The following is a 21,624-nucleotide window of genomic DNA, read 5'->3' on the forward strand; positions in this document are numbered from 1 at the left end:
CCAGCTATACGAACGGATAATGGCAGCGCCCACCCCGCTTGCCTATGATCGCCTCCGGCAGCCGCTGCTCCGCCCGGCGGCCATCCCACCTCCTCACCTCTACGGATCCGATCATGACCACCAACACCAAACTCGACGTCCTCACCCCCGACAATTGCCAGCTGATCATCATCGACCATCAGCCGCAGATGGCCTTCGGCGTGCAATCCATCGACCGCCAGGTCCTGAAGAACAACACCGTGGCCCTGGCCAAGGCAGCCAAGGTGTTCAACATCCCGACCGTGATCACCACCGTCGAAACCGAAGGCTTCTCCGGCTACACCTATCCGGAACTGCTGTCGGTCTTCCCCGAGCACAACATCCTGGAACGCACCTCGATGAACTCCTGGGATGACCAGAAGGTACGCGACGCACTGGCCGCCACCGGCAAGAAGAAGATCGTGGTCGCCGGCCTGTGGACCGAAGTCTGCAACAACAGCTTCGCGCTGTGCGCCATGGCTGAAGGCGACTATGAAATCTACATGGTGGCCGACGCCTCCGGCGGCACCTCCAAGGAAGCCCACGACTACGCCATGCAGCGCATGATCCAGGCCGGCGTGATTCCGGTGACCTGGCAGCAGGTGATGCTGGAATGGCAACGCGACTGGGCGCGCAAGGGCACCTACAACGCCGTCATGGACATCGTGCGCGAGCACTCGGGCGCCTACGGCATGGGCGTGGACTACGCCTACACCATGGTGCACAAGGCCGAACAGCGTCCGCACGGCAACCAGAAGACCCTGGCGCCGGTGCCTGCCAAGTAAGCCGACTCGTACGTCGGCACGGCCGCGCCCGATGCAGGGCGGCCGTGCCGCGCATTTCCGGGCGCAGGCCCTGATCGCCACTTCGGCTACCTGACATGACCAGCTATCTCATCTCGCTTTGCGCCGGCATCCTGATCGGCGTGTTCTACGCCTTCTTCAAAGTGCGCTCGCCGGCGCCGCCGGGCATCGCCCTGATCGGCCTGTTGGGCATGGTGATCGGCGAACGCCTGATCCCCGTGCTGAGCCACCTGGCGGCCGGCTGACACCGAGGAATACACCATGAAGCCCTACCTGATTTCCCTGTTGATGGGCGCCATTGCCGGCGTCATCTATTACGCCTTGCAGGTGCAGTCGCCGGCGCCGCCCATCATCGCGCTGCTGGGCCTGCTGGGCATGCTGATCGGCGAACAGCTGGTGCCGATCCTGCGCCGCAAGCTGGCCGGCGAACCGTTGACGGCCTCGTGGTTCCGCAACGAATGCGTGCCCAAGATCACCGGCACGCCGCCGCCGGACCAGCAGTAAGCGCAATTTTCCGTGCGACGGCGCCAGCAAAGCCGCCGTCGCATCTCGCCACACTAATAGCGCTTGCCATGATGCGGCCGCCAGAGCCGCGCCGGTGAGACGCACAACCGAGGATTTGCGCGGATGAGCGATGGGGAGACCATGTCGACGCCGCCCGCCGGAGATTGGCCGGTAGCGGTGATCGACGACAACCAGGGCGTACGCACCGCCTTGTGCAACCTGCTGGATTCGGCCGGTTATCGCAGCTGCAGCTTCGCCGCCGGCGAGCAATTCCTGCGCAGCGATTGCCTGCCGGCCGCCTCCTGCGCGATCGTGGACCTCGACCTGACATGCATGAGCGGCTTCGATCTGGCTGAACAACTGGCGCAATTGCGACCGGAATTGCCGGTGATCCTGATGTCGGCCCGGGACAATGCGCTGCAGCGGCAACGCGCGAGCGAACTGGGGGCGGCGGCCTTGCTGTTCAAACCCTTCGATGCCGATACCCTGCTGGCGCAGCTGCGCGCGATCATCGCCGCGCCGGGATAGTGCACAATGCGCCTGACGCCCGCCATCAGGAAGACCGCCTTGCCCTTCGCCCCCGCTCCCGCCGCCCCCCTTTCAAACCGCGACGCCGACTTCGCCGACGCCATGCGTACGCTGGCGGCGCTGGCCGGCAGTGACGCGCAAGCCGCGCTGACGCGCATCGACGCCGCCTACGCCGCGCTGCGCCGCGAGAACGAGCAACTGGCCAGCGCCGAACGGGCGCTGCGCACCAGCCAGGAATTGCTCAAGCAGGGCGAACGCTTCAACCACACCGGCAGCATGCGCTACCTGGTGCGCGAGGACCTGATGTTCTGCTCCGACGAGCTGTGCCGCATCTATGGACTGGAAGCCGGGCGCAATTGCATCACCTACGACGAGTTCGCCGCCCTGATGCATCCGGACGACCGTCAGGAAGTGATCGATACCGTCAACGCCGCCGTCGCCATGGGCGGCACAATCCGCGTGGAGCATCGCATCTGCCGGCGCGACAACGGTGAGGTGCGGTTCATCTCCGGCATCGGCAAGCCGGTGTGGGTGGATGGCAGTTTCGTCGAATACGTGGGCACCGCCACCGACATCACCGTGCGACGCCAGGCCGAGTTTTCCATGCGCCTGGCGCAGGCCGACCTGGAACGCGTCTCGCGCGCCAACACCGTGGGCCAGCTGACGGCGTCCATCGCGCACGAGGTCAACCAGCCGCTGATGTCGATCGTCTCCAACGCCGGCGCCAGCCTGCGCTGGCTGGACCGCAATCCGCCCAACCTGGAGAACGCGCGCGCCGGCCTGCGCGACATTGTGGCCGAAGGCCAGCGCGCCGGCGGCATGATCTCCGGCCTGCGCGGACTGACGCGCAATACCGAGCCGGTGTTCGAGCGGGTGAACCTGAATGCGGCGATCCGACACATCCTGGCCATCTCGAAAAGTGAGCTGGAACGACGCGACGTGACGCTGCACCTGAGCCTGGCCCCGGGCGAAGCCTGCGTGCTGGGCGACATGGTGCAGCTGCAGCAGGTGCTGCTGAACCTGGTGGTCAACGCCATCGAGGCGATGGCGGCCGCCGGGCAGCCGGAGGGGACGCAACGCTTGCTCAGCGTGAGTTCGGCCGCGATCGATGAACAGCGTATTGAGGTAGCGGTGCAGGACAATGGCGAAGGCATCGCGCCCGACGCCATGCCGCGCGTGTTCGATGCCTTCTACACCACCAAGGATGACGGCATGGGAATGGGATTGGCGATCTGCCGCTCGATCATCGAGCATCACCGTGGCCGCATCAAGGTAGGGCCGGCCGAGCCCTGCGGCACGGTCTTTCGCTTCAATCTGCCGCGCGTGCCCTGAGGCGTCTTCCTTTGCGCGGCAGGGCGCGACTCAGTTGCGGCTGTTGCGACGCCAGCTGCCCGGCGAGGTGCCCACCACCTGGGCAAACACGCGGCAGAAATGGCTCTGGTCGTAGAAGTTGCAAGCCACCGCAACTTCCGCCAGCGGCAGCTCGGTGTCGCGCAGGAATTCGCGGGCGCGCTGCACGCGCTGCGTCATCAGCCACTGGTGCGGAGTCTGGCCGGTGGTTTCCTTGAAGGCGCGCAGGAAATAACTGGCCGACATATTGCACTCGCGCGCGATCTCGGGAATCGAGACGTTGCCCTTCACCTTCTCCAGCAACATCTGCTTGGCGCGCTCCTCGTGCATGCGCGACAGCCCGGTGCTGCGCACCGTGGGCACGGTGCGCGCGCCGCCGTAGCGTTGCAGCAGGTGGGTGCCCAGCGCGATGCCGAGTTGATCGACGAACAGCATGCTGGCCTGATCGGGTCGCGCCAGCGCCGGCGCCAGCGCATGCGCCAGGTGCTCCAGCACCGGGTCGTGCTGACCGGTGACGGTGGCCAGGCCGCTCACGCGCTGCACGCCGGCATGGTCGGCGGCGTACTCGAAAAAGCGCGGCGGCAACTCCACCAGCATGAAATCGAAGGCGCCGTGGATGTCGGCGCGGTAGTCCTCGGAGAAATCGCGGATGTAAATCCCGCCGCGCGCAAAGTCATGCTGCGCGCCGCGCCGTCCGCGAAAGATACTGCGTCGGTGCTGCTGCGACATCGAGATGCCCAGCAGGAAACCGCGGTCGGAGGCATCGGTGCGCACCTGCGAGACGCCGCTGTCGTCCACCCGCTTGCGGTAAAAGCTGAGGTCGGGACGCAGCAGTTCCTGGCTCTGGTGCAGCTGGTGATGCAGGCAGCCGAGCGAGTCGACGCCGGCCGGCGCTGCGGAAGAGTCGGCAAAGGAAGTCGAAGCAAACATGGACAGGGACCTCATTGGAGACAGGAATACTCGTCAGCTTTGAAGCGGTGCGGCAAAACCGGCTTCCGATCTCGCCACTCGCGTGAGCGCCCGTCGGCGCGTTTTTTTGATTTTTCCGATTTTACAGATACTGCAGAATTTGTGCGCGGCACAATTTTTGTTGCGGGGTGAAACTCCCACGTTCCCACGTCATACGGACAAAAAAACGGCGCCGCCGGGACGCCGTTTTGCTGGATCGATGGCGGGTCATCAATACGCCATTGCGCCTTGTCGTTACCCCCTGCGGTCCGTGGTTATTGCTCCTTGCGGTCCGCCTCGCCCAGCATGGCCTCACCCACCGCGGAATGCCCGCGCGCCAGCAAGGTTTGGCCGGCGCCGCGGATGTCGCGCACCTCCTTGTTCTGGGAGAGCTTGCGCTTGCCTTCCAGGCGCGTGATCTCGATCTCGATGCCGACGATGGCCTTGAGCAGCGTGTCGGTGAAATCGGCCGGCGCGTCGGTCATTTTCCACGGCGCTTCTTCGCCCGCTTCATGCGTGCGCGTCAGCCGCGCCACCACACCGCGCACATAACGCTCGTCGTCCCGCACCACGACGCGGCCGTGGGCATGCGCCACCATGTAGTTCCAGGTCGGCACCTGGCGATGGGCCTCATGCTTGCTGGGATACCAGCTCGGCGAGACATAGGCGTCGCCGGCCGAGAACACCGCCAGCACGGCGTCGCCGTCGGCCAGCTGACGCCACAGCGGATTGGCGCGCGCCACATGGGCATGCAAGGTGCCCAGGCGACCCTGCGCGGGGTCGAGATGGAACGGGAGGTGGTTGGCGTCGAGGCCGTCGGCGCCGTGCGTGACCAGCACGCCGAACGGATGGGCGGCGATCATGCCGTGCAGCACGGCGGAGTCGGGTTCGTCGAAATGGGCGGGAATGTACATGGCGGCTGTGTGGTCAATGAACTGGATGGCGTGGGCGATGGGAGGCGATGGGAGAATTGTGCCGCCAAACTGGCTTAATATGCAGATCCAGTTTCAACATATCTGAGTGGACCGGAATCATGCCCAGGAAAGCCAATGCCATCGACCTGCCCGTGCTGGGTACGCTGGACCGCGCCGCCGGCGCGCTGGGCCGCCAGTTGGCGCAGACCCTGCGCGAGGCGATCCATCGCGGCGAGCTGCGCCCGGGCGAGGCGCTGCCCTCGACGCGCCTGCTGGCGCAGTCGCTGCAACTGGCGCGCGGCACCGTGGTGGAAGCCTTCGAGCAGCTGGTGGCAGAGGGTTTCCTCGAATCACGCCCCGGCGCCGGCACCCGTGTGGCTGCGGCCGCGCAGGGTGAGGCGCCGCCACAGAATGCCGTGCGCAAGAACCCGCGTACACGCGCAACGGCGGCGCCCGACCTGCCGCCGCCGGCCGCCGCCTTTGCCCGTGTGGCGCAGCAATTCAGCGCGCTGCCGCACGTGCCCTTCGCGATCTCGGTGCCGCTGGGTGCGACCGTCCCCGGCGACGCATGGCGACGCCTGGGCAACCGCCTGCGCACGCGCGGCCTGGGTGCGCCGTCCGGTTATGGCGATCCGCAGGGAGCGCTGCCGCTGCGCCAAGCCATCGCCGACTATGTGCGGCGCTCGCGCTCGGTGCATTGCGAGGCGCAGCAGGTGATCGTCACCAGCGGCACCCAGCAGGGTCTCTATTTGTGCTGCCAGGTGTTGCTGGGGGCGGGCGAACGCGCCTGGGTCGAGAATCCGGCCTACTCCGGCATCACCTCCATCCTGGAACACGGCGCGCGCGCGGCCATCGTGCGCGTGCCGGTCGACGAGGAAGGCCTGGACGTGGCCGCCGGCATACGGCTGGCGCCGGATGCGCGGGTCGCCTTCGTCACGCCCTCGCATCAATATCCGCTGGGCATGCCGCTGAGCATGGCCCGGCGCAACGCGCTGCTGGACTGGGCACGCCAGGCCGGCGCATGGATCGTGGAAGACGACTACGACAGCGAGCTGCGCTATGCCGGCCACCCGTTTCCCTCGTTGCAGGGCCTGGATGCGCAGCGCGTGGTCTACCTCGGCACCTTCAGCAAGGTGCTTTACCCTTCGCTGCGGCTGGGCTACCTGATTGCGCCGCCGGCGCTGGTGCCGGCCTTTATCGGCGCGCGCGTGTTGATGGACCGCAGCCCGCCCGGCGCCGACCAGCACGCGCTGGCCGCCTTCATGCAGGAGGGCCATCTGGATCGCCACATCCGGCGCGTGCGCGGCATCTACGCCGAGCACCGGCGCCAGCTGATGCATACGCTCACGCGCCTGCTGCCGGCCGATCTTGCCTGGCTGCAAGCCAGCGACCAGGGCATGCACCTGCTGCTATGGCTGAACGAAAAGTTGGATGACATCGAGGTAGCGCAACGCGCTGCGACCGCCGGCGTAGCGGTGCGCGCGGTGTCGCCGATGTACGCGCCGGGCAGTGCGCGACCGGGGTTGGTGCTGGGCTTTGGCGGATTCAGCGGCGAGCAGATGGAGGCGGCGGCGCGCAAGCTGGCGCAAGTGATCCGCGCCGTATCGGAGGAAATCGGTCCGGGTCGTCGCAAGACGTCCCGGAGGTGAAGCGTCGCCGGCGACAATGCCGGCATCTGGTTGCGTCAGCGCAGGGGCATGACGCTCATGCGTCGGCCGTGCTCAACCGAGGGCGGCGGCGTAACGGCGCGCGACTTCCGGCCAGTTCACCACGTTGTAGAAGGCGCCGATGTATTCCGGGCGGCGGTTCTGGTAGCGCAGGTAGTAGGCGTGCTCCCACACGTCCAGGCCGAGGATGGGGGTGTTGCCGTTCATCAGCGGACTGTCCTGGTTGCCGCTGCTTTCCACCACCAGTTTCTTTTGCGGCGTCACCGAGAGCCAGGCCCAGCCGCTGCCGAAGCGCGACACCGCGGCTTTGGTGAAGGCTTCCTTGAAGGCGTCGAAGCCCCCCAGCTCGCTGTCGATGGCGGCGGCCAGCTTGCCCTCGGGCTTGCCGCCGCCGGTGGGCGCCATCACGGTCCAGAATAGCGCGTGGTTGGCGTGGCCGCCCCCCTGGTTGATCACGGCGGCGCGGATATTGTCGGGCACGTCCTTCACGCGCGCGACCAGTTGTTCGACCGGCAGCTTTTCCCATTCGGTGCCGGCCACCGCGGCGTTGAGATTGTTGATGTAGGTCTGGTGGTGCTTGCTGTAGTGGATTTCCATGGTCTGCGCATCGATGTGCGGCTCAAGCGCATCGTAGGCATAAGGAAGGGCTGGCAAGGTATAAGGCATGGCATTTCTCCGATGGGGGATGAATGTGCGGCCGCCGCATGCTGCTGCGTTGCGAGCGGACCGTTCGGAGGCTGCCGGTTGGGTGGCGGTGGACTGGGGCGTCCGGTCTTGCGTGCAGATGCCCGCAAGACGAAAAGATTCAATTCTAGAGGGAAATCGAGATGGCTTATCCCTGCCTGTAGCAGGGGCAAATTTCTTGTCGCGCTCGCTGCGTGAGCGGCACATGACCTGTGCATGAAAAAAGCCCGCAATGGCGGGCTTTTTCTTTTCTTGCTTTGGCGCGGAAGGCTGGGTCTTAGTAGGTCAGCGTGACGGTAACGGTATCCGAGTAAGCGCCGGCCAGCGGAGTTTGCGAGGCCGGGATCTGGCCGTAGACCGTCAGGGTCTGGGTCAGGCCGCTGCCGGTGCCGGCTTGCGTGTCGGTGCCGATGGTCGAGCCCCAGTTGTTGCTGCGGGCCGAGTCACGGTACAGCGCGTAGTTCAACGTGCCGCCGCCGGTAGCCGACATCTTGCGGCTGCTGGTGGTGGAACCGGTGCCGGTGCCTGCATCCAGGCCGACATTGTAGGTGGTGCCGTTGGTGCACAGCACGGTGATGCTGCCGGTCTGGTTCACCACGGTTTGCGTGTAGTTGCCGAAGGCGATCGCCGAACCCAGCACGGTGCAGGAAGCAACCACCGAGGCGCTGATGGTCAGCGAGCTGGTGGCAGTTGCTGCGAAGGAAGCAGGTGCGCTGGAAGCCAGGACGACGGCGGCGATGCTGGCGCAGACGAAGCGATTTTTCTTGGCAAAAAACATGTTTCTCTCCAGTGGGTCCCTGCGCTGTCCTCGCCGTGTGCGAGAACTTCTGTGTGCAGCGGGTATGGAGACACTTTAATTTTTTGTTGATCCGCCAAGTATCGGGGGGATCCTGAGAACCTCGGCCATGGGCTCAGGGGATTCCCTATTTCCCGAAGGACAACAGGGACCCGATCCGAAACCCTGCCTCAGCCAGCCTGAGCCGGCTGGCCCTGGGGCGCGGGCATGGCCGAGCTGGGCAGGCCGAATACACGGTCGAACAGCAGGTTGAACAGGTAGGTATAGACCATGAAGAACACGATCAGGCCCAGGTCCAGCACAAAGGCGTCCCACAGGCTGATGCCCAGCCACCAGGCGAACAGCGGCACCAGCATCAGCACCAGGCCGCCCTCAAAGCCCAGCGCGTGTGCCGCGCGGCGAGCGAAGCCGCGGCCGCGCTTGGCCTGGCGCGCTTCCCAGCGCTCGAACAGGCCGTTGAAGATGAAATTCCAGACGAAGGCGATGGTGGACGACGCCACCGCCGCCGCGGTCGAATGGGCGCTGTCATGGCCGGCGATGACGGCCAGTCCGAAGGTGGTGAAGACGATCGCCAGCGCCTCGAACAGGCAGGCGTAGACGAACTTGCGTTTGAAACCTTGCATGGTGATTCTCCTGAATTGCCGGCCTCGCAGCGCGGGATGGCGCCAATGGAATGCGCGAAGGCCTTGGATACGGGGAGAATTTTATGGTTTAATTTTTGAAAGAAGAAGTCAGCTTCTTTCAATTTTATTGATAAGCAAAAGATAAACAAAAGATAAGCAAAAAACCAACATGGCTTTCTCCAGCGACAACGTCCGGGTCTTCCTCGCCGTGCTCGACGGCGGCTCCTTCTCCGCCGCCGCGCGCATGCTGGGCCGCGTGCCGTCCTCGGTCAGCATGACCATCAGCCAGCTGGAAGCCGAGCTGGACCTGATGTTGTTCGACCGCACCGCGCGCGACGCCCGTCCCACCGACATGGCGCGCGCGCTGGAACCGGACGCGCGCCTGCTGGCCAGCACCTTGCGCCAACTCGACGCCCACGCGCTGGCCATGCACCAGGGCCTGGAGCGCAAGCTGACGCTGGCGGTGGCGCCTGAACTGCTGTCGGTGCCCTGGGCCAAACCGCTGGCGGTACTGGCCGAGGAATTCCCTTCGCTGGAAGTGGAAGTACTCTCCTCGCCGCAGGCCGACGCCATGCGCATGCTCTACGAAGACTGCGCGCAGCTGGCGCTGGTGTTCGAACGCCACGCCGGCAACGACCGCGAAGCCTTTCAGGAATTCAGCAGCGAAATGCTGGTCGCGGTGATCTCGCCGCAGCACCCGGCGCTGAAGGCCAAAAAACGTAAGCTGCGCTACGAAGACCTGTACGACATCCGCCAGATCGCCGTCGCCAGCCGCGACGCCAGCATCTCCGACCCGCGCTTCTTCCTCGCCCGCCAGATCTGGCGCACCGACAACCACCTCGCCACGCTCTCGATGGTGCGTGAAGGCCTGGGCTGGGCCTACCTGCCGCACAGCCTGGTGCAACCGCAAATCGACGCCGGCCTGCTGGTCGCCATCGACTTCGACAACATCAGCAACCAGCAGCGCCTGTGGGTGGACGTAGTGTGGAGCAAGGACCGGCCTTTGGGCCTGGGCGCGCAACGCTTCATCGCCTTGATGCGGGAGATGGCGCCGAGCAGGAGGAAGGGGAAGTAGCGCTTGCGTTATGGAACGCATCGGCATGCGGCTTTGTCGTTCCGGCTGCGGATGACCTTCGGTGACGTGCGACGAACGACACTGGATCCCGGCCTGCGCCGGGATGACGGGTTAATTGGGATGGCGAGGCTGTGGTTCGATGTGGGAGATGCGATGGCCGGCGTTCTGACCGCTCTTCGGTAGCGTGCGACGGACGACACTAGGTCCCTGCTTTCGCAGGGACGACGGATTACATCAGATAGCGAGCCAACAATTCGAAGCCGCAGGCGAGCAGCGAGCACACGAGGCCGAAGGCGAGGATGAGCAGAGGCGATGCCGAAGGCGAGCGCCATCCCGATGCCGCAGGCGAGGCGGATGGCATTTCCCCTTGTGGGCCAGCCGGCGGGGTGTGGTGAAAAATGGATCAGCAAGGCAACCGGAGCGTAGCGACTTTGCCTTGCCCATTTTTCAGCGCGCTCCGACGGGAACCCCGCAGGGGCTGGCACTTAGGGGCCGCCTTTCTTTGCTTACTTTCTTTGGCGGAGCAAAGAAAGTGAGCGGCTGCCGGGCCGCACCCGGCGCTCCGTTCCGACCGGAGAAAGAAAAGCACAAAGCCAGAGCACCAACAAGCAGCAAGACCAGACTACCCAAGCGCGACACAACAAGCGCCAGTGAAGCGCAACAAACGACACTGGGTCCCTGCTTTCGCAGGGACGACGGATTCAATCGAGAACGAGACTGCCTTGGCGATGGCTGATGAAGCTTGATGCTACTTGGGTAATGGATGCCAGCACCGAAGAAACGCAACGAACGACGCTGGGTCCCTGCCTTCGCAGGGACGACGGATTAAATGCAAGCGCGCGCCTGCACATCAATCAACCACAAACAGCAGCACCAGCCGCCAGAATCAAGGAATCACCTTCGCCCCAGCCTTGGCTACCAGCAACTCCACCAACAAACGATCCCTCTCCGCCGCCAACTCCGCAGACGTCTTCCCCTCCATCTGCCCGTCCACCCCCTCCCGGATCAACTCCTTCAACGACTCGGTAATGGCCGGCGTCCCCAGATCCGCCCACCAGCTCTCGATCGGCGGCCCCAGATGGTCCAGCGCGTGGCGCGCCCCGCCCTCGCCGCCGGCCAGGTGCAGGTTCAGATAAGGCCCCATCAGCGCCCAGCGCAGGCCAGGGCCGTAGGCGATCGCGGTGTCGATATCCTCGGTGCTGGCCACGCCCTGCTCGACCAGGTGGAACGCCTCTCGCCACAGCGCCGCCTGCAGGCGATTGGCGATATGCCCCTTCACCTCCTTGCGCACGTGGATGGCCTTCTTGCCCACCGCGGTGTAGAACGCCAGCGCCGCCTGCACCGCAGCGTCGGAGGTGAGTTGCCCGCCGATCACTTCCACCAGCGGGATCAGGTGCGGCGGGTTGAACGGATGGCCCAGCACCACGCGCTGCGGATGACGGCAGGCTGCCTGCACCTTGCTCATCAGCAGGCCGGACGAGCTCGACGCCAGGATCACATGGGCCGGCAACGCGGCGTCCATGCGCTGGAACAAATCGATCTTCAGGTCTTCGCGCTCGGGGCCGTTTTCCTGCACGAAATCGGCCCCGTCCAGCGCGTCTTCCAGCTTGTCGAAAAAGCGCAGGCGCTGCATCGATGCGCCCGGCGCCAGGCCCAGCGTTTCCAGGCTGGGCCAATGGCGCGCCACCGCGTCGCGCAGCTTGCGCTCGGCGTCCGGCATGGGGTCGGTGGCCGATACGTCCAGCCCGCGCGCCAGGTAGTAGGCCACCCAGCTGGCGCCGATGACGCCGGTGCCGACCACGGCAATACGTTTGATTTCGTTGCCGGCGATGCCGGCTTGCTGTTGCTGCATGGGTCTCTCCTCTTTTTTGAATCTTCCCGATCGCCGGGATTATTGTCATCCCGTTATGTCGATGTCGGCGGCGACTTGCCGCGACGACAAGGAATGTTTCGGCTGGCGCCTGAAAATCGATGCTTTCCCCGAAATCCCGGCAGCTTAGCATCAGCTTTAGGCTATCATCGCGCACAAACAAAACCGCCAATGCGGATCCGGATCAAGACAAAGGCATTTCCCATGTTCATGTATCTACCGTTCCTGCTGGCGCTGCTTGCCGTCCTCGGCATCGCCCTCGGCTGGAAGACGTTCAGCTACGCGATGTGGCTGGGTACGCTGGCGGTGACGCTGTGGTGCTTCAGCTTCCACGCGACCGACGCCCTCAAGCTTTCCTTCTGACGGGGATGCCATGAATCCTTCCCACCTCTCCTCGCTGCGCGACCGCGACAGGTCGGCCGGCAACGTCCTCAACGTGCTGGCGCTGCTGGCGGTGTGCGCCGCGCTCGGGGTCGCTTTCTACTATCAGCTGGAGAAGAACGAACTGCCCTGTCCGCTCTGCCTGCTGCAACGCGCCGGCCTGATCCTGACCGGCATTGGCCTGATGATGAACGTGCGCTTCGGCGTGCGCGCGGCGCACTACGGCGTGGCCCTGGCCGGCGCGCTGGCCACCGGCGTCATCGCGTTGCGCCAGGTGCTGCTGCACATCGCCCCGGGCGACGCCGGCTACGGCTCCACCTTCATGGGCTTGCATTTCTACACGCTGGCGGCACTGTCCTCGCTGGCGGCGGTGGCCGGCATCGCACTGCTGTTGATGCTCAAGAGCTGGGAGCCGCCCGCCAGCAGCGGCGCCTGGAAATCAGCCGGCGGCAAGCTGGCCTGCATCCTCTTCATCCTGCTGGTGGCCGGCAACCTGGCCTCGACCGTGCTCGAATGCGGCGCCGGCGCCTGCGAAGACAATCCCACCGGCTACCTGCTGCTGGGCAAATAAAAAAGAGGAGGCGAGCCTCCTCTTTATTCACACGCTGCGACATCCTGCGCCGCGTCAGAACAGACTGACCGGCATCTCCACCAGCAAGCGCACCTGATCGACGTTCGGCTCTCCCTGCGCCTTGTTGGCCCGGTGCGTGCTGTAGCGCAACTGCACGACCAGTCCCTTGGCCTTTCCCTCCTGCACCGTGTAAGCAAGTATCAGGTCGCGCTCCCAGTGACGCCCGCCGCTGCCCTTGTAGCCGAGGTTGCCGGCGTAGATGCCGTTCATGCGACGATAGTCGATGCCGGACCCGCGGACGTAGCCCAGTCCTGCCTTCAGGCCCGGCGCCACCAGCGCACTCAGGTCGGCGTCATAGCGCAGTTGCCAGGACGCCTCGCCGGGCGCGTTGAAGTCCGACAGCTGCATGGCGTTGTCCAGCCAGATCGAGCCGCGGTTGACGTAGTCGAAGGGGTTGTCGCCGTCGATCTTCTGGTAGCCCAGCCCGAACTTGTGCGCACCGAGGATATAGGACGTCATCAGGCTCCAGGCAGTGGTGTTGAGCTTGCCTGAACGGGCCTGGCCGGCGTCGATGCTCTGGTAGCGATTAAGGTTGAACGACAGGGCCCGCTTGTCGGCCAGGACGTGCTTGTAGAAGCCGCCCAGGTACAGGGTGTTCCAGTTGTCCTCCAGCTGTCCCAGATAGGCGGAGAGCGACAGCCCTGGCAGCGGCGCAGTCCACGCACCGCCGGCGAAGCTGAATGCCCCCGCAGTCTTGCCGGAATAATTGGCGAACAACGCGTTGCCGTTCTTCACGCTGTTGCGGTCTGCCCAGGCGGTGAAGCGGCCGCCCTGCAGGGCCAGCGTCGGCACGTCGGTGCTGGTGAGCAGCCAGCCGCGATTGGTCTCGGGCAGCAGGCGCGTGTCGGACGAATGGAAGATGGGATTGCTGGTGCGCAGCTCGCCCCACTTGAATTCGGTGGCCGACACCCGCAGCTTCAACGCCGCGCCGGCGCGGCCGAAGGTATCGCGGATGGCCTGCTCGTCCTTGGCCAGGTAGCGCGGCGAATAGCGCGCGTTGCCGGCATCGGTGCCGAGATTGACGGCGCCGTAGGCGTGCGCGTCCAGCCCCACGCCGAGCACGCCCGGCGTGTAACCCGACTGCAGACCGAACATCAGGCCGTAGGCAGACTCGACCGCGCGCGTCTTGCCGCGCTGGCCGTTGGCGGCGCGAAAGCTGCTGCCGTTGCGATAATCGAGTTGCTCATAGACGAGACGGTTCTGCATCTGCAGATGCGCGTCCTCGAACAATCCCCGCGCGTCCTGCTGGCCGGCTGCCGGCGCGTCGGCGCAGACAGCGGCCAATAACAGCACATGGAACAATCCTCGGCACGCGCGCGGGCACCGGTATTTTCGCTTGCCCGGCGTCATCGGATCTCCTCCATCTTGCTCACCAATGCCTCGGCGCGCTGCCCGTTGCTCAACATGCGGGAGCGCAGCTCACGCACCGACTTCACGGCCGCAGGAACCTGCGGCTTGACGGACTCCCCCTCCCCCACCTGGATCGCGCCGATCATGGCCATCATCAGGTGCGGCGGACAGACGTAGACATAGAGGCCGGGCTGCTCCAGCTTCACCGTCAGCGGCTCGTCCTCCGCGCTGGAGAACTTGTGTGCGCCGGTCGGCGCGGCGATCGCCTTGACGTAGTGGGACCGGTTGACGGGCCGGAAGGTGACGCTGTCGCCCGGCGCCACCTTCAGGTAGGCAGGCTCGAACAGCATGGTCGATCCGGCGTGCTGGTCCAGCATCTGCACGACGTGCTCTGCGGCGTGCGCCGATGCCACGGGGCATAAGCATGCCCCGCTAGTCAGCATGGATGTGACGATACGGATGATTGGTGTCATGAGAAAAAGCGGGTCAAGGGTGGTCGGCCGGCGGCGGGTTCTGCGACGGGCACGCCGGCCAAGGAAGCGGCGCGGCCGGTGCAGCGCCGCGCAAGGGGGTGATGCGCGGCAGCCCGTCGCTGCCGGCCACGACATCGGTGCGGATGCCGTAGGTTCGCTCCAGGAACGCCGCCGTCATCACCTCGTGCGCCTTGCCCTGAGCGGTGACGCGGCCGCGGTCGATGACCACGATGTCGTCGGCGTACTGGACTGCCAGGTTGAGGTCGTGCAGCACGACCAGCGTGGTGCATTGCCGACACCGCGTCTCACGGTGAAGCACGTCGAGCAGCATGACCTGATGCCGTACATCGAGCGCGCTGACCGGCTCGTCCAGCAGCAGCACCGCGCAGCTGCGCATGAGCAGCTGCGCGAACAGCGCCATCTGGCGCTGCCCTCCGCTCATGCGGGCAATGCTGCGGTTGGCCAACGGCAGCAGCCCGACCGTGTCGAGCACGCTCAAGGCCTGCTGCAGGAGCGCATCGTCGACGCGTGCGCGCAGATCGGGCAGGCGTCCCAGCAGCGCCAGCTCGACGGCGCTCAGGTCAAGGTCGAGGCGGATGTCCTGCGGCATGAAGGAAACCCGTTCGCCCGCTTGCGCGGCCTCGTCGCGCTCGTATCGCCCGGCGCCGAAACGGATGCTTCCCGAGTCCGGCCGGCATTGCCCGGCAATCGTCTTCAGCAAGGTGGATTTGCCCGAACCGTTGGGGCCGATAACGGCGCACAGGTTGCCGGCGCGCGGCCGCAGCGTGATGCCATCCAGGATGCAGGTGTTGCCCCTGCTGACACGAACGTCGTCGATCTCAAGCATGTCTGCGCACGCCGTTGATGATCAGCGCGAAAAAGAATGGCACGCCGACCAGCGCCGTGACGATACCGATCGGGAAGATCGCGCCCGGCAGCAGGATCTTGGACAACACCGATGCCGCCGACAGCAGCGCGGCGCCGCATAGCATGGACAAGGGGAGGAAGAAGCGCTGGTCGGCGCCCACCAGCATGCGCGCAATGTGCGGCGACACCAGGCCGATGAAGCCGATCACGCCGACGAAACCGATCGCCGTGGCAGTCAGCAGCGACACCAGCGACAGCGTCTTCAGGCGCAGCCGGCGCACGTCCACGCCCAGGCTGGCGGCGCGCTCCTCGCCCAGATTCAGCGCGGTCAGCTTCCAGGCGTCGCGCAGCAACAGGGTGCCGCATGCCAGCAGCACCGCCGCCAGGCAGGCAAGGCTGTGCCAGGTGCTGCGCAACAGGCTGCCGAACAGCCAGAAGGTGATCTGCTGGCTCAGCTCCGGCGACGAGATGAATTGCAGCAGCGACAGCATGGCCTGGAACAGGAAGAGCAACGATATCCCGGCCAGTACCAGCACATGCGCGCCGGCGCGCGGCACAAAGGCCAGCGCGAACAGCAGCGACGCGGCCAGCATGCAGAACAGGAATCCGCCCAGCGGCACCGCGATCAGCACCGGCAGGCCGAAGCCGTCGAAGTACAGTGTCAAGGCAGCGCCAAAACCGGCGGCGGCGGCCAGGCCGAGGGTGTAAGGACTGGCCAGGGGATTGTTCAGCAGCGTCTGCATCTCGGCGCCGCCCAGTCCCAGCGCTGCGCCGACGGCCAGCGCCATGAGCGCCACCGGCAAGCGCATGCTCATCACGATGGTGCGGGTGGCGCTGTCGCCGGCCTCCGGCTGCAGCAGGGTGTGAACCACCTCCGCCAAGCCAATGGCCGACGGGCCGGTGGCGATGTCGAGCACCAGCAAGCAAAGACAGAGCGCGGCGCCGGCGAGCAGCAGCCAGCCGTGCCGCCGCTGGCGCTGCCGGTAGGATGATCCGGCGGCGCGGTAGAGATCGGAGGCCTGCATGGCTCAGCGCAGCGCCGCCAGATCCGTCATGAACGTCCCCTGCGGCACCACCGGCAGGTATTTCCGATAGAACTCCAGATAGTTGCGCTCAGGGTCGATGTCGTCGAACAAGCCCGGATAGAGCACCTTGGCCAGATATTGCACCATCGTATAGTCGGCCTGGGTACGCGACGCGCCCTGATACACGCCGTAGATGCGCCTGCCCTTGACGGCGGGCAGGCTGTCCCAGCCCGCACGCATGGCGTATCCCGCCAGACGGGCGGCGGCATCCTTGCGCGCCACGCCCTGGCCCATACGCATCGCGGACGGGTTCTTGCTGGTCTCGGTGCCGGAGATCAGCACCACATCGGGCCGCGCAGCGAGAATCTGCTCGGGATTGATCGGTCCCCACCACTCGACGAAAGGCTTGGCGATGTTGACGCCTCCGGCCTGCTCGATCATGGCGCCCCACATGTTTTTGCCGTAGGTGAAGCCGTATTCCGCCGGCCCCTTGTTGCCGAATTCTGCATAGACCCTGGGCTGCGGCAGGTCGGCACGTTCCAGGCGTTGCCGGATCTGGGCGATGGCGTCGCGATAGTCCTTGTTGATGGCGCGGGCGCGCTCCGGCTTTCCGGCGATCGCGCCCAATAGCGTGGTGCTGGCGAGATGACTTTCCAGCTTCTGCGCGTTGTAGTCGACCACGACGATGGGAATGCCGGCCGCGCCGATGCGCTCGACCTCGCTGCCCAGCCCCTGGAATTGCCAGTCGGCCAGCACCAGCACGTCGGGCTTGAGCTCGATGAGCTTTTCGACCGAGAAGCTCATCGCCTCCACCTCGCCGAAGTCGGCCAGGCGCGCCAACGCCGGCATGCGCGCGACATACAGGCGCCAGCTGTCCGGCCGCCAGACCTTCCACGCATCGCGCGAAATGCCGACCACGTTGCCCCAGCCCTGCTCGCCCGAAATCGCCAGGTAGTCTTCGAAATAGAAGCCGAGCGCGACGCGTTTGGCAGGCAGTTCCAGCCGCACCTGGCGGCCGCGGACGTCGCTCAGTGTGGTGGTTTGCGCATGCGCGGCGAACGCGCACAAGATCCAGAGAAAAAGAATGAGGGGAAGTTTTCGCAGCGTCATTTTTTGTCCTTCGACATTCGGTCAGATCCGACGCCGGATGCAGCGGCATGGCGCCTCGGGATTGCTGCGGATGCTAAAGACAAACATGGGAATTATTTACTTCGCCTGCATTTTTTCCGTAAAAGCCAAGATTTTGCGGGAATCGATTCACCGCCGCGCCAGCGATAATTCGAAACATCTTCATCACCGCTTGCTCGCCCGCCGCGCTCCCGCCGAAATGCATTCCTCTCGCCTGCCGTCACGCCGCATCGTCCTCGGCATCCAAATGACGTTCAATCTCGGCTTCTATGCCGTCGTCCCCTTCCTGGCAACGCACATGCGCGATCACCTGCTGATGAGCGCCACCGCCATCGGCCTGACGCTGGGCATGCGCAGCTTCTCGCAGCAGGGCATGTTCTTCCTCGGCGGCCTGCTGGCGCAGCGTTTCGGATACCGGCGCGTGATGATCACCGGCTGCGCGGTACGCGTCCTCGGTTACCTGGGCCTGGCCGTTGCCGGCACGCCGGCGCAGATGGTGATCAGCGCCTGCCTGACCGGTCTCGGCGGCGCCGCGTTTTCACCTTGCCTGGAAGCGCTCGCCGCGCAACTCGAGCGCGAAGATCACGCCGTCGAGCGACGTCGGCGCCACGGCATTTTTGCGCATTTCGCGGTGGCGGGAGAATTAGGTGCGGTGGCGGGGCCGTTGCTGGGCGGCCTGTTGATGCGCGGCGGCTTCCCGCTGGCAGCGATCTTGTGCGCGGGGATGTTCGCGGTAGCGACGGCCGTGCTGTATGCCGGCCTGCCGGCGGATGACAGGCGCCCTAGCGCCGGCGTCCTCGACGGCTGGCGAGACGTGCTGCGCGACCGCGCCTTCCTGGCCTTCGCGCTGGCCTATGGCAGCTACCTGTTCAACTACAACCAGCTGTATCTCGCATTGCCTGCCGAACTGGCGCGCATCGCGGCGGGCGAAGCCTGGCTTGCCTGGTTGTTTGTGCTGGCCTCGGCACTGGTGATCTTGCTGCAGCTGCCGATCGCGGCGCTGTGTGCCCGATGGCAGCCGCGCTTTGCCCTGATGATCGGTTTTGCAATGATGTCGTCAGCATTTCTCTGCCTGGCCGCCGGCCCTTGCCTTGGCGACGCCCACGGCTTTGCCGATCTGGCCGTCCTGCCGGCGGTCCTGTTCACGATCCTGCTGAGCCTGGGACAAATGTGCGCGGTTCCCGTCGCCATGTCGCTGCTGCCTCGCTTCGCAGGCGAGCGGCCCTTGCCGCTCTATTACGGCGTACTGGCGTCGGTCGGGGGTGCGATGACGCTGTTCGGCAATATCCTGCTGGGGTGGGCGCACGACTGGGTTGCCCGCCTGCCGGCGGCAGGGGAAAGCGGCGCGGCGTTTTCCGCGCAATGGTGCCTGGCTGCGCTGCTGCCGGCCTGCAGCGTCTGGGCCTTTTCCAGGCTGGCGCTGCCGGCGAGGCATTGAAGCACAGACAATCCGCGCGCCTATCTGCTGCCGGACAAATAAAAAAGCCGGCCAAGGGAAACACAGGGGCTCCCTTGCGTCGGCATCAAATCCCACGCCTCACGACTATTCATGCCCCGGGCACGCGCCCGGGGTACTGCCTCATGCTCAGAAGCGGTGCTGCATGCCCAGCGTCATGCCGAACTGGCTACTGCCGAAGGCGACGTCGTCACGCGACAGGCCGACCAGCTGGCCGTTCTTGGCCTTGGCATAAGCGGTGCTCAGGTACAGGTCGGTGCGCTTGGACATGGCGTACTTCAGGCGCAGCGAGTACATGATCGGGTCGGCGTCGTTGGCCACGTTCTTGATGTTCTGGTAGTAGACCGTACCGATCACGGTCATCGCCGGCGTGAACTTGTAGCTCGCGCCGCCCCAGAAGAAATCGCTGCGCAGATCGGTGGCGCCGCTGGCCAGCGACTTCTTGTAGTAGCGATAGCCGAGGTTGAACTTCCACGCATCGGTCAGCTGGTAGCCGGCGGCGAGGTGGGCGGTGGTGGTCTTGTCGTAGGCGGCGCCGACGATCGCGGCCGTGCCGTTGACGCGGTCATAGGTGCCGGCGATGCTGAAGGGACCGGTGCCCCAACCCAGGCCCACACCGTACTTGGAGCTGTCGCTGGCGCTGCCTGCCACTTCGCCGAAGCCGTACATGGCGCCGATCTTCACGCCGCCGAATTCGCCCTGATACTTCACCAGGTTGGACACGCCGGTGGGCATGCCGTCCTTGCGGCCGCCGGTGGCGCCGGCCGAGGTCACCCACGAATAGTTGGCCGAGTAGCCCATGGGGTCGAAGGGCAGGATGAAGTCATAGGTGGTCGAGAACGAGCGGCCCACCACCACGCGACCGAAACCGCCTTCCAGGCCGACGTTGGCCTGGCGGTTGAACAGCTGGCTGGCGTCGCCGTCGAAGTTGCCGTTGTCGAGCTTGAAGCCGTTTTCCAGCTGGAAGACCGCCTTCAGGCCGCCGCCCAGGTCTTCGCTGCCGCGAAAGCCGATGCGCGAGGTGTTCATGGTGCCCGAGGACAGGCGGGTGACGCTGCCGCCGTTGGCGCCGGCGTGGTTGACGAACTCCACGCCCGAATCGATCAGGCCGTAGATGGTGACGCTGCTCTGCGCCTGCGCCGTGCCGGCGGCGCTCAATGCGGCCAGCGCTGCAGCGGCGGCCAGATGTTTCTTTTGCACTTGTGATCTCCTTGGTTGAAAGCGATGTTGTATTTGTCTGTCGTTGTTGTGGCGGACCCTGTCGCGATCCGTTGCGGCAGGCGCGCGGCTGGTGGCCCCGCGCCTCCCCTTCCCCGATCCGCAGGCGGACAGGTCAGAAAGCCCAGAGCGCCTGCTCGGGCAGGGAAAGCCAGTACTCGCCCTGTTCCAGGTGTTGCGGCGCATAGGCGCGCAAACCGACCGCGCCGGCCGGACCGCTGCCGGCCTTGAACAGGCACTCCCAGCGGTCGCCGAGATACATGCAGGTGGAAAGCGGCAGGCGGATGGCGTTGTCGGCCGGCTGGCCGGAGATGCGCACCTGCTCGACGCGGATGATGCCGGTCACGTCCTGGCCCGGCTGCACCTCGCTCTTGCCGCGCAGCGTGGCCACCGCGGTGCCGCCGTCAAGCTTGAGCGTGACGCGCTCGCCCTCGCGCCGGACGACCTGCGCGGCCAGCTTGTTGTTGCTGCCCATGAATTCGGCGGTGAACAGGGTGTCGGGGGTCTGGTACATGCTCTGCGGCGTGCCCTGCTGTTCGATGCGGCCGTTGTTCAGCAGCAGGATGCGGTCCGAGATCGCCATCGCCTCGCCCTGGTCGTGCGTAACCATCAGCGCCGACAGGCCCAGGCGCACGATCAGCTCGCGCAGGAAAGCGCGGGCTTCTTCGCGCAGCTTGGCGTCGAGGTTGGAGAGCGGCTCGTCGAGCAGGATCACCTGCGGGTTGTAGACCAGCGCGCGGGCGATCGCCACGCGCTGCTGCTGGCCGCCGGAGAGCTGGTGCGGGTAGCGCTCGCCCAAGTGGCCCAGGCCCAGCTGCGCCAGCACCGCCTTGACGCGCGCGGCGATGTCGGAGGAAGACACCTTGCGCAGCTTCAGCCCGTAGGCGACGTTGTCGGACACGGTCTTGTGCGGCCACAGCGCATAGGACTGGAAGACCAGGCCCAGGTTGCGCTCCTCGGCCGGCATCTCGAAATTGCGTACGCCTTCGAACACGCGGCGCGTGCCGATGTCGATGGTGCCGGCCTTGGGCGACTCCAGCCCGGCCACCGCGCGCAAGAGCGTGGTCTTGCCGCTGCCCGAGGGGCCTAGCAGCGCCACCACTTCGCCGCGCTGCAGCTGCATCGAAACACCCTTCAGGATGGGATTGGCATGCGCGCCGGTACCGTAGTCCAGGTGCAGATCGTTGACGGAAAGTTCGGTCATGATGATTCCTATTGTTCAAGAGTCGCTTACAAAGCGTCGGCGGCAAGGCACGCCGACGCGGGCAATACGGTGGTACACAGCTGATAACAACAAGGAGGCGCAACGCCGCCG

At 65.6% G+C, this 21,624-nt stretch carries 23 protein-coding genes; 10 read left to right on the forward strand and 13 right to left on the reverse strand.

Annotation, left to right across the window (positions count from 1 at the left end):
* Positions 1–113 precede the first annotated feature (113 nt).
* The 5 genes from J8I26_RS08105 to J8I26_RS08125 all read left to right on the forward strand — a co-directional run bounded on the left by J8I26_RS08105 (position 114) and on the right by J8I26_RS08125 (position 3,185).
* Entirely contained in the window at positions 114–803 is a 690-nt protein-coding gene (locus J8I26_RS08105) for a hydrolase (RefSeq protein ID WP_209605957.1), read from the forward strand.
* A gap of 95 nt (positions 804–898) precedes the next feature.
* Positions 899–1,066, forward strand: a complete 168-nt coding sequence (locus tag J8I26_RS08110; protein WP_209605959.1) for a DUF1427 family protein — start codon at positions 899–901, stop codon at positions 1,064–1,066.
* A gap of 16 nt (positions 1,067–1,082) precedes the next feature.
* Positions 1,083–1,325: a DUF1427 family protein gene (locus J8I26_RS08115; RefSeq protein ID WP_209605961.1), complete on the forward strand. Its 243-nt coding sequence runs from the start codon at positions 1,083–1,085 to the stop codon at positions 1,323–1,325.
* 123 nt (positions 1,326–1,448) lie between these two features.
* Positions 1,449–1,853, forward strand: a complete 405-nt coding sequence (locus J8I26_RS08120) for a response regulator (RefSeq protein ID WP_209605963.1) — start codon at positions 1,449–1,451, stop codon at positions 1,851–1,853.
* A 6-nt stretch (positions 1,854–1,859) separates the two neighbouring features.
* A complete protein-coding gene (locus J8I26_RS08125; protein WP_209605965.1) occupies positions 1,860–3,185 on the forward strand; it encodes an ATP-binding protein in 1,326 nt (441 codons plus the stop codon).
* Between the two features lie 30 nt (positions 3,186–3,215).
* On the opposite strand, the gene J8I26_RS08130 is transcribed toward J8I26_RS08125, so the two are convergent.
* Complete coding sequence (locus tag J8I26_RS08130; protein ID WP_209605967.1) at positions 3,216–4,133, reverse strand: AraC family transcriptional regulator; 918 nt, start codon at positions 4,131–4,133, stop codon at positions 3,216–3,218.
* A gap of 293 nt (positions 4,134–4,426) precedes the next feature.
* The gene (locus J8I26_RS08135; RefSeq protein WP_209605970.1) at positions 4,427–5,065 is read right to left on the reverse strand and encodes an FMN-binding negative transcriptional regulator; all 639 of its coding nucleotides are present in this window, start codon (positions 5,063–5,065) and stop codon (positions 4,427–4,429) included.
* A gap of 119 nt (positions 5,066–5,184) precedes the next feature.
* Between J8I26_RS08135 and J8I26_RS08140 the strand changes: the two genes are divergently transcribed.
* Positions 5,185–6,714 carry a PLP-dependent aminotransferase family protein gene (locus J8I26_RS08140; protein ID WP_209605972.1) on the forward strand — a complete coding sequence of 510 codons (1,530 nt, stop codon included), beginning with the start codon at positions 5,185–5,187 and terminating at the stop codon, positions 6,712–6,714.
* 72 nt (positions 6,715–6,786) lie between these two features.
* Here J8I26_RS08140 and J8I26_RS08145 read toward each other — a convergent pair whose 3' ends face one another.
* The 3 genes from J8I26_RS08145 to J8I26_RS08155 all read right to left on the reverse strand — a co-directional run bounded on the left by J8I26_RS08145 (position 6,787) and on the right by J8I26_RS08155 (position 8,835).
* Positions 6,787–7,398, reverse strand: a complete 612-nt coding sequence (locus J8I26_RS08145) for a superoxide dismutase (RefSeq protein WP_209605973.1) — start codon at positions 7,396–7,398, stop codon at positions 6,787–6,789.
* A 295-nt stretch (positions 7,399–7,693) separates the two neighbouring features.
* Positions 7,694–8,194: a spore coat U domain-containing protein gene (locus tag J8I26_RS08150; protein ID WP_209605975.1), complete on the reverse strand. Its 501-nt coding sequence runs from the start codon at positions 8,192–8,194 to the stop codon at positions 7,694–7,696.
* A gap of 188 nt (positions 8,195–8,382) precedes the next feature.
* Positions 8,383–8,835: a PACE efflux transporter gene (locus J8I26_RS08155; RefSeq protein ID WP_209605977.1), complete on the reverse strand. Its 453-nt coding sequence runs from the start codon at positions 8,833–8,835 to the stop codon at positions 8,383–8,385.
* 169 nt (positions 8,836–9,004) lie between these two features.
* On the opposite strand from J8I26_RS08155, the gene J8I26_RS08160 reads away from it, so the two are divergent.
* Entirely contained in the window at positions 9,005–9,910 is a 906-nt protein-coding gene (locus J8I26_RS08160; RefSeq protein ID WP_209605979.1) for a LysR family transcriptional regulator, read from the forward strand.
* Positions 9,911–10,796: 886 nt separating this feature from the next.
* On the opposite strand, the gene J8I26_RS08165 is transcribed toward J8I26_RS08160, so the two are convergent.
* Complete coding sequence (locus J8I26_RS08165) at positions 10,797–11,762, reverse strand: 3-hydroxyacyl-CoA dehydrogenase NAD-binding domain-containing protein (protein WP_209605981.1); 966 nt, start codon at positions 11,760–11,762, stop codon at positions 10,797–10,799.
* Positions 11,763–11,984: 222 nt separating this feature from the next.
* On the opposite strand from J8I26_RS08165, the gene J8I26_RS08170 reads away from it, so the two are divergent.
* Together J8I26_RS08170 and J8I26_RS08175 are read left to right on the forward strand one after the other, a co-directional pair.
* The gene (locus J8I26_RS08170) at positions 11,985–12,143 is read left to right on the forward strand and encodes a DUF5993 family protein (RefSeq protein WP_209605983.1); all 159 of its coding nucleotides are present in this window, start codon (positions 11,985–11,987) and stop codon (positions 12,141–12,143) included.
* Positions 12,144–12,153: 10 nt separating this feature from the next.
* On the forward strand, positions 12,154–12,732 hold the full coding sequence (locus J8I26_RS08175; protein ID WP_209605985.1) for a disulfide bond formation protein B: 579 nt from the start codon (positions 12,154–12,156) through the stop codon (positions 12,730–12,732).
* Positions 12,733–12,786: 54 nt separating this feature from the next.
* Here J8I26_RS08175 and J8I26_RS08180 read toward each other — a convergent pair whose 3' ends face one another.
* The 5 genes from J8I26_RS08180 to J8I26_RS08200 form a co-directional block, all read right to left on the reverse strand.
* Positions 12,787–14,085, reverse strand: coding sequence for an OprD family outer membrane porin (locus J8I26_RS08180; RefSeq protein ID WP_348635301.1), 1,299 nt, complete (start codon positions 14,083–14,085; stop codon positions 12,787–12,789).
* Positions 14,086–14,138: 53 nt separating this feature from the next.
* Positions 14,139–14,519 (reverse strand): plastocyanin/azurin family copper-binding protein, encoded by a 381-nt coding sequence (locus J8I26_RS08185; protein WP_245200233.1) that lies wholly within the window; start codon positions 14,517–14,519, stop codon positions 14,139–14,141.
* 109 nt (positions 14,520–14,628) lie between these two features.
* A complete protein-coding gene (locus tag J8I26_RS08190) occupies positions 14,629–15,462 on the reverse strand; it encodes an ABC transporter ATP-binding protein (protein ID WP_209605991.1) in 834 nt (277 codons plus the stop codon).
* A complete protein-coding gene (locus J8I26_RS08195; protein ID WP_209605993.1) occupies positions 15,455–16,507 on the reverse strand; it encodes an iron ABC transporter permease in 1,053 nt (350 codons plus the stop codon). The genes J8I26_RS08190 and J8I26_RS08195 overlap by 8 nt, the downstream gene beginning before the upstream one ends.
* 3 nt (positions 16,508–16,510) lie before the next feature.
* Positions 16,511–17,617 carry an ABC transporter substrate-binding protein gene (locus J8I26_RS08200; protein WP_209605995.1) on the reverse strand — a complete coding sequence of 369 codons (1,107 nt, stop codon included), beginning with the start codon at positions 17,615–17,617 and terminating at the stop codon, positions 16,511–16,513.
* 85 nt (positions 17,618–17,702) lie between these two features.
* On the opposite strand from J8I26_RS08200, the gene J8I26_RS08205 reads away from it, so the two are divergent.
* Complete coding sequence (locus J8I26_RS08205; protein WP_209605997.1) at positions 17,703–19,073, forward strand: MFS transporter; 1,371 nt, start codon at positions 17,703–17,705, stop codon at positions 19,071–19,073.
* Between the two features lie 147 nt (positions 19,074–19,220).
* Here the strand turns inward: J8I26_RS08205 and J8I26_RS08210 are convergent, their stop codons facing one another.
* Together J8I26_RS08210 and J8I26_RS08215 are read right to left on the reverse strand one after the other, a co-directional pair.
* The gene (locus J8I26_RS08210; RefSeq protein WP_209605999.1) at positions 19,221–20,291 is read right to left on the reverse strand and encodes a porin; all 1,071 of its coding nucleotides are present in this window, start codon (positions 20,289–20,291) and stop codon (positions 19,221–19,223) included.
* Between the two features lie 133 nt (positions 20,292–20,424).
* Complete coding sequence (locus J8I26_RS08215; protein ID WP_209606001.1) at positions 20,425–21,513, reverse strand: ABC transporter ATP-binding protein; 1,089 nt, start codon at positions 21,511–21,513, stop codon at positions 20,425–20,427.
* Positions 21,514–21,624 lie beyond the last annotated feature (111 nt).

It is taken from the genome of Herbaspirillum sp. LeCh32-8, from assembly GCF_017814915.1.
Taxonomy (GTDB): Bacteria; Pseudomonadota; Gammaproteobacteria; order Burkholderiales; family Burkholderiaceae_D; genus Herbaspirillum.

Coding starts and splice junctions, on each gene's coding strand:
- J8I26_RS08120 (WP_209605963.1), top strand. CDS start 1,449: ATGAGCGATGGGGAGACCATGTCGACGCCGCCCGCCGGAGATTGGCCG.
- J8I26_RS08130 (WP_209605967.1), bottom strand. CDS start 4,133: ATGTTTGCTTCGACTTCCTTTGCCGACTCTTCCGCAGCGCCGGCCGGC.
- J8I26_RS08160 (WP_209605979.1), top strand. CDS start 9,005: ATGGCTTTCTCCAGCGACAACGTCCGGGTCTTCCTCGCCGTGCTCGAC.
- J8I26_RS08195 (WP_209605993.1), bottom strand. CDS start 16,507: ATGCAGGCCTCCGATCTCTACCGCGCCGCCGGATCATCCTACCGGCAG.
- J8I26_RS08185 (WP_245200233.1), bottom strand. CDS start 14,519: ATGCTGGACCAGCACGCCGGATCGACCATGCTGTTCGAGCCTGCCTAC.
- J8I26_RS08110 (WP_209605959.1), top strand. CDS start 899: ATGACCAGCTATCTCATCTCGCTTTGCGCCGGCATCCTGATCGGCGTG.
- J8I26_RS08135 (WP_209605970.1), bottom strand. CDS start 5,065: ATGTACATTCCCGCCCATTTCGACGAACCCGACTCCGCCGTGCTGCAC.
- J8I26_RS08115 (WP_209605961.1), top strand. CDS start 1,083: ATGAAGCCCTACCTGATTTCCCTGTTGATGGGCGCCATTGCCGGCGTC.
- J8I26_RS08190 (WP_209605991.1), bottom strand. CDS start 15,462: ATGCTTGAGATCGACGACGTTCGTGTCAGCAGGGGCAACACCTGCATC.
- J8I26_RS08125 (WP_209605965.1), top strand. CDS start 1,860: ATGCGCCTGACGCCCGCCATCAGGAAGACCGCCTTGCCCTTCGCCCCC.
- J8I26_RS08200 (WP_209605995.1), bottom strand. CDS start 17,617: ATGACGCTGCGAAAACTTCCCCTCATTCTTTTTCTCTGGATCTTGTGC.
- J8I26_RS08145 (WP_209605973.1), bottom strand. CDS start 7,398: ATGCCTTATACCTTGCCAGCCCTTCCTTATGCCTACGATGCGCTTGAG.
- J8I26_RS08155 (WP_209605977.1), bottom strand. CDS start 8,835: ATGCAAGGTTTCAAACGCAAGTTCGTCTACGCCTGCCTGTTCGAGGCG.
- J8I26_RS08140 (WP_209605972.1), top strand. CDS start 5,185: ATGCCCAGGAAAGCCAATGCCATCGACCTGCCCGTGCTGGGTACGCTG.
- J8I26_RS08105 (WP_209605957.1), top strand. CDS start 114: ATGACCACCAACACCAAACTCGACGTCCTCACCCCCGACAATTGCCAG.
- J8I26_RS08215 (WP_209606001.1), bottom strand. CDS start 21,513: ATGACCGAACTTTCCGTCAACGATCTGCACCTGGACTACGGTACCGGC.
- J8I26_RS08170 (WP_209605983.1), top strand. CDS start 11,985: ATGTTCATGTATCTACCGTTCCTGCTGGCGCTGCTTGCCGTCCTCGGC.
- J8I26_RS08150 (WP_209605975.1), bottom strand. CDS start 8,194: ATGTTTTTTGCCAAGAAAAATCGCTTCGTCTGCGCCAGCATCGCCGCC.
- J8I26_RS08205 (WP_209605997.1), top strand. CDS start 17,703: ATGGGAATTATTTACTTCGCCTGCATTTTTTCCGTAAAAGCCAAGATT.
- J8I26_RS08175 (WP_209605985.1), top strand. CDS start 12,154: ATGAATCCTTCCCACCTCTCCTCGCTGCGCGACCGCGACAGGTCGGCC.
- J8I26_RS08165 (WP_209605981.1), bottom strand. CDS start 11,762: ATGCAGCAACAGCAAGCCGGCATCGCCGGCAACGAAATCAAACGTATT.